Genomic DNA, 11,057 nt, shown 5'->3' with positions numbered 1-11,057 from the left:
ACCGCTCGGAGTAGCCCCCGGCGGCCCGCCCGCCCCGCCGCCGCGGCGCCCCGCGCCGCGGCGGCGGAATATCGGGGCGCGGGCGCGCCGTTGTAGGGCTACGCTGGGTCGGGTGCGCGTTCGCGCCGCGTCGGCCCGGCACCGTCCGGGGCCGTCCGCCCCGCCCCCTCGGCCGAGCCGGCCACCCGCGGCCGCCTCCGGGCCGCCGCGCCCGCGCCGCCGCCCTCCGACCGACCACCGCCGGTGCCGCGCCGTGCCCTCCCGAGAAAGCGCCCGACATGCTGATCGCCACCGACCTCGAACTGCGCGTGGGCCCCCGGCTGCTGCTGGAGCCCTCGTCCTTCCGCGTCCAGGCGGGCGACCGCATCGGGCTGGTGGGGCGCAACGGGGCGGGCAAGACCACCCTCACCAAGGTGCTGGCGGGCGAGGGGCTGCCCACCGCGGGTTCGGCCACGAGCACGGGCAGCATCGGCTACCTGCCGCAGGACCCCCGCGCCGCCAACCTGGAGGTCCTCGCCCGCGACCGGGTGCTCTCGGCGCGCGGCATCGACGACACCCTCCGCCGCATGCGCGCGGCCGAGGAGAAGATGACCAGCGACGACCCCCGGGTGCGCGACAAGGCCGTGCGGGCCTACTCCCGCGCCGAGGAGCAGCTGCACGTCATGGGCGGCTACGCCGCCGAGTCCGAGGCCGCCTCCATCTGCAGCAGCCTGGGCCTGCCCGACCGGGTCCTCGGCCAGCGGCTGGGCACCCTGTCCGGCGGCCAGCGCCGCCGCGTCGAGCTGGCGCGCATCCTGTTCAGCGGCGCCGACACGCTGCTGCTGGACGAGCCCACCAACCACCTCGACGGCGACTCCATCGTCTGGCTGCGCGACTTCCTCAAGGGGCACCAGGGCGGGCTCATCGTCATCAGCCACGACGTGGAACTCGTCGAGGACGTCGTCAACAAGGTCTTCTACCTCGACGCCAACCGGTGCGTCATCGACGTCTACAACATGGGCTGGAAGGCCTACCAGGTGCAGCGCGAGGCCGACGAGCGCCGCCGCCGCCGCGAGCAGGCCAACGCCGAGAAGCAGGCCGGCGCCCTGCAGAAGCAGGCCGACCGCTTCCGGGCCAAGGCCACCAAGGCCAAGGCCGCCCAGCAGATGCTGAACCGGGCCGACCGCATTCTCAACTCGGTGCAGGGCCAGCGCCAGGCCGACCGCGTCGCCAAGCTCCGGTTCCCCGACCCCGCTCCCAGCGGGCGCACCCCGCTGATGGCCACCGGCCTGTCCAAGTCCTACGGGTCGCTGGAGATCTTCTCCGGGGTGGACCTCGCCATCGACCGCGGCAGCCGGGTGGTCATCCTCGGCCTCAACGGCGCGGGCAAGACCACCCTGCTGCGGCTGCTGGCCGGGGTCGAGCGGCCCGACACCGGCGAGGTGGTCGCGGGGCACGGGCTCCGGCTGGGCTACTACGCCCAGGAGCACGAGACCCTCGACACCGAGCGCAGCGTGCTGGAGAACATGATGAGCGCGGCGCCCGACCTGCCCGAGGTCGAGGCGCGCCGCACGCTCGGCTCGTTCCTGTTCACCGGCGACGACGTCGACAAGCCGGCCGGGGTGCTCTCCGGCGGCGAGAAGACCCGGCTCGCGCTGGCCGCGCTGGTGGTCTCCAGCGCCAACGTGCTGCTGCTCGACGAGCCCACGAACAACCTCGACCCCGCCAGCCGCGAGGAGATCCTGAGCGCGCTGCGTAACTACAAGGGCGCCATCGTGCTCGTCACCCACGACGAGGGGGCCGTCGAGGCCCTGCAGCCGGAACGGGTCATCCTGCTGCCCGACGGTGTCGAAGACGTCTGGAACGTCGAGTTCACCGACCTCATCACGCTCGCCTAACCGGTCCACCGCCGAACGCCGCGTGCCCGGCGCCGCAGGGCTTCCGGCGCGCGGACGGGGGTCCCGCGGCCGGTCCGCGGGGCGCGGACGCGCACCGCGGCGCCCGGTTGCCACGGGCCCAATTTCGGACACGATTATGTGCTGTCCGAAATACGCACAACGCGCCGACACGACTCCGGTCCGTTGCTGACGGGTAGCCAGCCGCCTCCCCATGGCTGATCATGGGCAGCAATGTCGCTTTGATCACCGAGAGCACAGGAGGACGTCGTGGCCGAGACCCTGAAGAAGGGCACCAGGGTGACGGGTACCGAACGGTCGGAACTCGCCACTGAGCTGAAGAGACGGTACGACGAGGGCGAGAGCATCCGCTCCCTGGCCGCGGCGACCGGCCGGTCCTACGGCTTCGTGCACCGCCTGCTGACCGAGGCCGGCGTCACGCTGCGTGGCCGCGGCGGGGCGACGCGGCGGAGCTAGCCCCCATCCGGCGCTCGGCCGACCCCCGCGCCCGCGCGTGTCACCCGCGGGTTAGGGTGGGCGATCGTCGACGGTGGACTCCAGCCGCGCCCGCGACCGGGCGCGCGACGTGCGGAAGGCGGGCGATGGTGGAGGCGGCGATCCTCACGGACGGTGAGTCGGCGGCGGCCGGGCTGCGGGCCGAGGTGTCCGGCGCGGTGCTCACGCTCACGCTGGACCGGCCCGAGCGGCGCAACGCGATGACGGGGCGGACGTGGCGGACGCTGGCCCATGTCGGCCAGTCGCTGCCCGCATCTGTCCGTATTGTGGTTATTAAGGGCGCGGGTCCGTCGTTCTCATCCGGCATCGACCTCGACATGTTCAGCCCCGAGGGTGTCGAGGGTGAACCCCCGCTCATGGGCCGCCTCACCGGCGGTCCCGAGGACGGCGCCGCGCTCGACGCGGACATCGCGGACTACCAGCAGGGCTTCCTCTGGCTGCGCCGCCCCGACATCGTCTCCATCGCCGCCGTGCGCGGCCACGCCATCGGCGCCGGCTTCCAGCTCGCCCTCTCCTGCGACATCCGGGTGCTGGCCGACGACGCGCGCTTCTGCATGAAGGAGCCGGCCCTGGGCCTGGTCCCCGACCTGACCGGCACCAAGCCGCTGGTCGACATCGTGGGGGTCAACCGCGCGATCGAGCTCTGCCTGACCGCGCGCACCGTCTCCGCCCGCGAGGCGCGGGAGCTGCGGCTGGCCGAACTGGTCGTCGACGGCGCCGACCTGGACGGCGCCGTCGACGACCTGGTGGCCGCCCTCCTCGCGGTCCCCGCCGAGGCGGCGGCGGCCACCAAGGAGCTGCTCCAGCAGGCCGCCGGCAGCGGGCTCGCCGAGCAGGCCGAGCGCGAGCGCCGCGCGCAGATCGGCCGGCTCACCGCGCTGGCCCGCGCCGCCGCCGGCTGACCCCGCCGGCGGCCGGCCGCCGGCGGGGGAGGCGCGGATCACGGACGGAATTCCGCCGCCCCGTGCCCGATCCCGGCGGATGTCTAGTACGCTGACGATTGCGGTCACTTCATGCTGCGCGCATCCGGCGCGCCGGGCCGCTCGGCGCCGGGGGCTCTCCCTAGACCCCCCGAGTCGCGTTTATCCGGCGCGTTTGTGTGATTTCTTCGCTGTGCCCCGTGCGGTCCGCGGAGCCTTCCTCGAAACGCCGCCGATTGATGAGGAAGGTTTACGTCACTTGACGGACAATGCCGCGTGCCCGCTTTTCGCCGACCTGGGGCTTCCCCCGAAGATCGTCGAGAAGCTGGCGCAGAACGGTGTGACCACCCCGTTCCCGATCCAGGCCGCCACGATCCCCGACGCTCTCGCGGGCCGCGACGTCCTCGGCTGCGGCCGCACCGGTTCGGGCAAGACCCTCGCCTTCGGGCTCCCGCTGCTGATCCGCGCCGCCGAGCACCGCGCCGCGCCGCGCCGGCCGCGCTCGCTGGTCCTGGTCCCCACCCGTGAGCTCGCGCACCAGGTGCGCGACGCCCTCCTGCCCTACGCCCGCATCCTGGGCGCCTCGGTCGGCGACGTCGTCGGCGGCAGCTCCTACACCCGCCAGATCAACGAGCTGCGGCGCGGCGTCGAGGTGCTCGTCGCCACCCCGGGCCGCCTCAGCGACCTCATCGAGCAGGGCGCCTGCGAGCTCGACGACGTCGGCATCACCGTCCTCGACGAGGCCGACCAGATGTGCGACATGGGCTTCATGCCGCAGGTCAGCGAGTTGCTCGACCAGGTCCGCCCCGGCGGGCAGACCCTGCTGTTCTCGGCGACCCTCGACGGCGACGTCGACAAGCTGGTCCGCCGCTACATGACCGACCCGCAGACCCACTCGGTCGACCCGCCCGTCTCGCACGTCACCACCATGGAGCACCACCTGCTCAAGGTGCTGCCGCGCGACAAGACCCGCATCGTCACCCAGATCGCCGCGCGCGACGGCCGCACCATCCTGTTCGTGCGCAGCAAGTACCGGGCCGACACCATCAGCGAGCAGCTCGTCGCCGCGGGCGTGCCCGCCGCGTCGCTGCACGGCGGCAAGACCCAGAGCGTCCGCACCAAGACCCTCGCCAAGTTCCGCGAGGGCCGCATCCAGGCGCTGGTCGCCACCGACGTCGCCGCCCGCGGCATCCACGTCGACGGCATCGACATGGTCGTCAACGTCGACCTGCCCACCGGCCACAAGGACTACCTGCACCGCGGCGGCCGCACCGCCCGCGCCGGCGAGTCCGGCCGCGTGGTCTCCCTGGTGGCGCCCAACCAGCGCCGCATGGCCCGCAAGCTCCTCGGCGACGCCGGGGTCGACGCCAAGCAGCACCTGGTCAACCCGGGCGACGAGCTGCTGACCGAGGTCACCGGCGCCCGCGAGCCCTCCTGGGAGCCGTGGATCGAGCCGCCGGAGCCCGAGCGTCCGCGCCGCGGCCGCGGCGGTCCCCGCAGCGGCGGCGGCCCGCGCCGCGGCGGTTACGGCGGGCGCCCGCGCGGCGAGCGCTCCTACGGTGACCGCTCCTACGGCGACCGGTCGTTCGGCGACCGCGGCTCCTACGGCGAGCGCCGCGGCCAGGGCGGCGGCGACACCCGCGACTCCGGCCACGGCCGCGACCAGCGCGACCAGGGCCGCCGCTACGACGGCGAGCGCCGCGGCGGGTTCCGCGACGACCGCGGCGGCGTCCGCCGCGACGACCGGCGCGGGGGCGGCGGCTTCCCGCGCGGCGACCGCCAGCGGTCGGGCGCTCCGCGCGGCTGACGCCCGCACGCTCCACCGGCCGGGCGGCCGCCACCTTCGGGTGGCGGCCGCCCGGCCGCGTCGCGTCCGGCGTCCGGCCGGCGCCGCGCCGGTCCCGGGCGGCGGTCGGCCCGCCACCCGGGTGGGCCGCCGACCGGGTGGGATGACAGCCGCTAATGGTGATCATCGGCACAAAGCGGTGTAGGGTCGGGGGCGCTCCGGCGCGGCGTCGGCGGGCCCGCCTTTCGCGTGCCCGCTGTCCGCACACCGCGTACCGGTGCGCTCACGGGCGGCCCGCCGCCCGCGACCCGGCGAACCCGCCGACCGCGCGCACGGCGCCGCCCCCCGCCGGGGGGCGCTCCACCGTGCCCTCCCCGAAGGAGACACCTCCCGCGTGGACGCAGTGAACAACGGCATCGTCGCCGTGAACGATGCCTTGTGGAGTTATCTCGTCATCCCCCTTCTGCTCTTGATCGCCCTCTACTTCACGATCCGCTCCAAGGCGGTCCAACTCCGGCTCCTGCCCGAGATGCTGCGCGTGCTGGGCGGCAAGCCCGAGATCGCGCCCGACGGCAAGAAGGCGATCTCGTCGCTGCAGGCGTTCGCCATCTCCGCCGCCGCGCGCGTCGGGACCGGCAACGTCGTCGGCGTGGCGACGGCCATCGCCCTGGGCGGCCCCGGCGCCGTCTTCTGGATGTGGGCCATGGCGCTGCTGACCGGCGCCGCGGCGTTCGTCGAGTCGACCCTCGCCCAGCTCTACAAGGTCCGCACCGCGACCGGCTACCGGGGCGGTCCGGCCTACTACATGCGCTACGGCCTGCGGCAGCCCTGGATGGGCGTGCTGTTCGCGGTCGTCATCACCGTGACGTTCGGCCTCATCTTCAACTCGGTGCAGGCCAACAGCATCGCCGACGCGATCGGCACCTCGGCGGCCGGGTTCGGCGCCGAGCCCGGCCAGGGCCTGTACTGGGCCGTCGGCGTGGGCCTGGTCGTCATCACCGCCCTGGTCATCTTCGGCGGCGTGCGCCGCATCGCGCAGATGTCCGAGGCGCTGGTGCCGCTGATGGCGGGCCTGTACATCCTCATCGGCCTCGTCGTGGTCGTGCTCAACATCGAGCGGCTGCCCGGTGTCGTCTCCGACATCTTCGCCAGCGCGTTCGGCCTGCGCGAGATCGTGTCGGGCGGCGTGGGCACCGCCATCCTCCAGGGCATGCGCCGCGGCATGTTCTCCAACGAGGCGGGCCTGGGCTCCGCGCCCAACGCCGGCGCCACCGCGTCGGTCAGCCACCCGGTCAAGCAGGGCCTGGTGCAGACCCTCGGCGTCTACTTCGACACCCTGATCGTCTGCTCCACCACCGCGTTCATCGTGCTGCTGTCCGACCCGACCTACGGGGAGAACCAGGGGCCGAGCATGACCCAGAACGCGCTGGAGGCCAACCTCGGCGGCTGGGCGGTGCACGCGCTCACGCTCATCCTGTTCCTGCTGGCGTTCACCTCGGTGCTCGGCAACTACTACTACGGCGAGTCCAACCTGGCGTTCCTGTCGGCCAAGCCGGCCGTGCTGACGGGCTACCGGGTGGCCGTGCTGGTGATGGTGCTGCTCGGCGCCGTCGCCCCGCTGACCCTGGTGTGGAGCGCGGCCGACGTGTTCATGGGCGTCATGGCGCTGATCAACTTCGCCGCCATCGCCCCGCTGGGCGGTATCGCCTTCCTGCTGCTGAAGGACTACGTCGCCCAGCGGCGGCAGGGGATCGACCCGGTGTTCACCCGCGACCGGCTGCCCGACGCCCGCGGCGTCGAGTGCTGGGAGAACACCCCGGACACGGCGGAGCCCGCCGCCGCCGACCGGGCCTGACGGCGCCCGCGGGGGCGGGCCCGAACGGCCCCGCCCCCGCGGCACCCCCGGCCGCGCCGCCTCAGTCCCGCAGGGCGTGCAGGCGCAGCGCGAGCCGCACCTCCAGCTCCGCGGCCGGTTCGCGCCAGGACGGGCCGAGGAGGTCGCCGACCCGGTCCAGGCGCTGGGCCACCGTGTTGGCGTGGACGTGCAGCCGCTCGGCCGTCCGGGCGAGGCCGCGCCCCGCCGCGAAGTACGCCTCCAGCGTGCGGCGCAGCGCGGTACCCCGCCGCTCGTCGTAGTCGAGCACCGGCCCGATGGTCCGCCGCACGTAGGCGGCGGGGTCGCCGCCCTCGCCCAGCAGCATCCCGGCGAAGCCCAGGTCGCCGACCGCCGCCCCGCGTCCGCCCATGCCGAGGGCGGCCATGGCGCGCAGGCACCGCTCCGCCTCGGCGTGGGCGCCCGGAACGGCCGCGGCGCCGCGCACGGGCCCCGCTCCCGCCACCGTCACCTCGCCCTCGACCCGGCGGGCCAGCGCCGCGCGGACCCGCGCGGCCGCCGCCGACGGATCGGAGCCGGGCACCAGCAGGACGACGTTGTCGCGGTCCTCCCCGCTGATCCCGCCCGCGTCGGCGGCCGCCCGCCGCGCCTGCTCGGCGAGCCGGCGCCGCGGCGCCTGCCCGGCCAGGGCCAGCAGCAGGCAGTGCTCCGCCCCCAGGTCGACCCCCAGCCGCCGGGCGCGGTCCGCGAGCGCGTCGGGGTCGCGCCCCGCCGCCGCCACCAGGTCGCCGACGAGTTCGCCGCGCACCCGGTCCTCGGCCTCGGCGGCCGAGCGGCGCAGCAGCAGGAGCAGGGCCGTGACCACGCCCGCGCGCTCGAACAGCCGCCGGTCGGCGTCGTCGAGATCGGGTCGCCCGGTCAGCAGCAGCCCGCCCAAGGGCTCGGGCCCGGCCATGAGCGCGCACACCCACGTGCCGTCCTGGGCGATCGCCCGCCGCTGCGCGCGGGACCGGCGCACCGCCTCCTCCACCGGACCGCGCGGCGGCGGACCCACCCGTGCCAGCACCCGGCCGCCGGCGTCGGTCACGGTGATCCCGCCGTCGAGCACCTGGCCGACGTCGCCGACGACGTCGGCCAGGTCGGCGCCGCGCAGCACCAGGTCGGTGAACCGGTCGTGGGCCGCCTCCGCGCGGCGGATCGCGGCGTTGGTGGCGCGCAGCCCGGCGTGCGCCCGGTTCCGCTCGGCCAGGGCCGCCCGCGTCTCGTCGAGCAGCGCGGTGCCGTCGATGGCGACGGCGGCGTGCGCGGCCAGCGACGCCAGCAGCGCCACCTCGTCGGCGGAGAACGTGCGCGGCGCCCGGTCGGCGGCGAACAGCACGCCGATCACCCGCTCCCCGAGCAGCAGCGGCACCCCCAGGATCGCCACCAGGCCCTCGTCGGCCACGCCCGCGTCGATGCCCGACGTGTGCGCGAACCGGTCGTCGCCGAGGTAGTCGGCGCTGGCGTAGGGGGCGGCCTGGGCGGCGACCAGGCCGCCCAGGCCGTCGCCGTAGGCCAGCCGCAGCCGCTGGAACAGCGGCGACACCGAGCCGTCGGTGACGCGCATGAACGTGTCGCCGCGCTCGGCGTCCTCCAGGGTGAGGTAGGCGGTGTCGGTGCCCAGCAGGTGCCGGGCCCGGCGCACGATGGCGTGCAGGACCGTGTCGAGGTCGCGGGAGGCCGCCAGGTCGCCGGAGGTCTCGAACAGCGCGGTCAGCTGGGCCTCGCGCCGCCGGTGCTGGGCCAGCCGGGCGTGCAGCCGCAGGGCGGTGAGGGTGGCCGCCTCGACCTCCGCGACGTCGGCGGCCGGCGCGCCCGCCGCGCGCAGCCGGGCGGCCGGCTCCCCGAACTCCTCCACCGGCGCGTTGTCGGCGAGCAGGTCGAGGAGCCGGCGGAGCGCGGCGGTGGCGGAGGCGTCCATGCCGCCGATCGTCGCACGGCGCGGGCGGCGGCTCACCCCGTCGCGGACCGGGACGCGGTGGGGACCGCGCGCAGGTCGCGGCCGCGGGTCTCCCGCGAGGCGAGCACCGCCACCAGGGTCAGCACGCCCGACCCCGCGACGTAGACGGCGACCGGCAGCCCGCTCCCGTAGGCGGCCAGCAGCGCGGTGGCGATGAGCGGGGCCAGCCCGCCCGCCGCGATCGACGCGAGCTGGTAGCCGATCGACGCGCCGGAGTAGCGCACCCGCGTCCCGAACAGCTCCGAGAAGAACGCCGCCTGCGGCCCGTAGAGGGCGCCGTGCAGCACCAGGCCCACGGTGGCCGCGAGCACCACCGCGCCGAACGTGCCCCGGTCGATCAGCGGGAAGAACGCGAACATCCACAGCGACACCCCGACCGCGCCCAACGCCACGACCGGGCGCCGGCCCACCACGTCGGACAGCGCGCCCCACGCGGGGATGGTCACCAGGTGCACGGCCGAGGCGATGAGGACCGCGTTGAGGACCTGGCCGTCGGAGAGCCCCGCCTGCTGGGTGGCGTAGACCAGGATGAACGCCGTGACGATGTAGTAGGAGATGTTCTCGGCCATGCGGACGCCCATGGCCACCAGCACCTCGCGCCAGTGGTGGCGGACCACCCCCAGGACGGGCGCGCGCTCGGCGAGGCCGCTGCCCGCGGACCGCGCTGCGGCCTCCTGGAACACCGCCGACTCGGACACCGCCAGCCGGACCCACAGGCCGATCAGCACCAGGACCCCGGAGAGCAGGAAGGGGATGCGCCACCCCCACGCCAGGAACGCGGCGTCCGACATCGTCGCGGCCAGCACGGCCAGGACCGCCGTCGCCAGCAGGTTGCCGCCGGGCGCGCCCGCCTGCGGCCACGACGCCCAGAACCCCCGGTGGGCCGGGGAGCCGTGCTCGGAGACCAGCAGCACCGCGCCGCCCCACTCGCCGCCGAGGGCGAACCCCTGCACCACGCGGAGCAGGGTCAGCAGCAGCGGGGCCGCGGCGCCGATCGCGGCGTGGGTGGGCAGCAGGCCGATGGCGAAGGTGGCGCCGCCCATCAGCAGCAGGCTCAGCACCAGCAGCCGCTTGCGGCCGACGCGGTCGCCGTAGTGGCCGAACACCAGCCCGCCGAGCGGGCGCGCCACGAACCCCACGGCGTAGGTGGTGAACGCGAGCAGGGTGCCGGTCAGCGGGTCGGACTCGGGGAAGAAGACGGCGTTGAACACCAGGGCGGCGGCGGAGCCGTAGAGGAAGAAGTCGTACCACTCGACGGTGGTGCCGACGAGGCTCGCCGCGACGACCCGGGCGAACGGGGTGCGCGCGGGCGGGGGCGCGGAGGGTCGGGACATGGGGGCACCGTTTCGTTGGGGGGTGTACGGGGTGTACGGGGTGTACGGGGTGTACGGGGTGTGCGGGATGGGGGCCGGGTGGGCCGGGAGCGGGCGGGCGGCCGTCAGGTGGCGGTCCACCCGCCGTCGACGGTCAGGCTCGCGCCGGTGACGGCGCGGGCGTGCGGGGAGCAGAGCCAGGCGGCGGTCTCGGCCACCTCCTCGGGTTCGACCAGCCGCTTGGCGGCCGAGCGCTCCAGCAGGACGCGGGCGGTGACCTCCTCCTCCGGCAGGCCGTGCAGGCGCGCCTGCTCCGCGATCTGCCGCTCCACCAGCGGCGTGCGGACGTAGCCGGGGCACACGCAGTTGCTCGTCACCCCGTGCGGCGCACCCTCGACGGCGGCGACCTTGCTCAGCCCCTCCAGGGCGTGCTTGGCCGCGACGTAGGCCGCCTTGTAGGCGCTGGCCCGCAGCCCGTGCACCGACGAGATGTTGACCACCCGCCCCCACCCGGCCGCGTACATGTGCGGCAGGCAGCGGCGGATGAGCAGGAACGGGGCGTGCACCATCAGCGCGTGCATCCGGTGGAACACCTCGGGCGGGAACTCGTGCAGCGGGGCGACGTGCTGCACCCCGGCGTTGTTGACCAGCACATCCACCCCCTCGGGCAGGCCGGCCACGGCCGCCGCGTCGGTGAGATCGGCGGTGTGCGGGGTGCCGCCGGTGGCGTCGGCGACCGCGCGCAGGGCGGCGGCGTCGACGTCGACCAGGTGCAGGCGGGCGCCCGCCGCCGCGAGGCGGTGGGCGACGGCGCG

At 75.3% G+C, this 11,057-nt stretch carries 8 protein-coding genes; 5 read left to right on the top strand and 3 right to left on the bottom strand.

The window, feature by feature from the left end:
- Positions 1–278 precede the first annotated feature (278 nt).
- The 5 genes from NT8_RS24230 to NT8_RS24210 all read left to right on the top strand — a co-directional run bounded on the left by NT8_RS24230 (position 279) and on the right by NT8_RS24210 (position 6,951).
- Entirely contained in the window at positions 279–1,877 is a 1,599-nt protein-coding gene (locus NT8_RS24230) for an ABC-F family ATP-binding cassette domain-containing protein (protein WP_067974160.1), read from the top strand.
- 267 nt (positions 1,878–2,144) lie between these two features.
- Positions 2,145–2,351, top strand: coding sequence for a helix-turn-helix domain-containing protein (locus NT8_RS24225; RefSeq protein WP_067974157.1), 207 nt, complete (start codon positions 2,145–2,147; stop codon positions 2,349–2,351).
- A 125-nt stretch (positions 2,352–2,476) separates the two neighbouring features.
- Positions 2,477–3,292 carry an enoyl-CoA hydratase/isomerase family protein gene (locus tag NT8_RS24220; RefSeq protein ID WP_174549630.1) on the top strand — a complete coding sequence of 272 codons (816 nt, stop codon included), beginning with the start codon at positions 2,477–2,479 and terminating at the stop codon, positions 3,290–3,292.
- Positions 3,293–3,569: 277 nt separating this feature from the next.
- Entirely contained in the window at positions 3,570–5,117 is a 1,548-nt protein-coding gene (locus NT8_RS24215; RefSeq protein ID WP_067974154.1) for a DEAD/DEAH box helicase, read from the top strand.
- Positions 5,118–5,490: 373 nt separating this feature from the next.
- Positions 5,491–6,951 (top strand): alanine/glycine:cation symporter family protein, encoded by a 1,461-nt coding sequence (locus NT8_RS24210; RefSeq protein ID WP_067974151.1) that lies wholly within the window; start codon positions 5,491–5,493, stop codon positions 6,949–6,951.
- 61 nt (positions 6,952–7,012) lie between these two features.
- On the opposite strand, the gene NT8_RS24205 is transcribed toward NT8_RS24210, so the two are convergent.
- The 3 genes from NT8_RS24205 to NT8_RS24195 all read right to left on the bottom strand — a co-directional run.
- Entirely contained in the window at positions 7,013–8,890 is a 1,878-nt protein-coding gene (locus NT8_RS24205) for a helix-turn-helix domain-containing protein (protein WP_067974148.1), read from the bottom strand.
- 32 nt (positions 8,891–8,922) lie between these two features.
- Positions 8,923–10,263 carry an MFS transporter gene (locus NT8_RS24200; protein ID WP_067974164.1) on the bottom strand — a complete coding sequence of 447 codons (1,341 nt, stop codon included), beginning with the start codon at positions 10,261–10,263 and terminating at the stop codon, positions 8,923–8,925.
- A gap of 104 nt (positions 10,264–10,367) precedes the next feature.
- The coding region (locus NT8_RS24195; RefSeq protein WP_067974145.1) for a 3-hydroxybutyrate dehydrogenase at positions 10,368–11,057 on the bottom strand (690 nt) is incomplete at its 5' end.

The organism is Nocardiopsis trehalosi NBRC 14201, from assembly GCF_001552555.1.
Classification (GTDB): Bacteria; Actinomycetota; Actinomycetes; order Streptosporangiales; family Streptosporangiaceae; genus Nocardiopsis_B; species Nocardiopsis_B trehalosi.
This window is presented reverse-complemented; position numbering and strand designations above follow the sequence as displayed.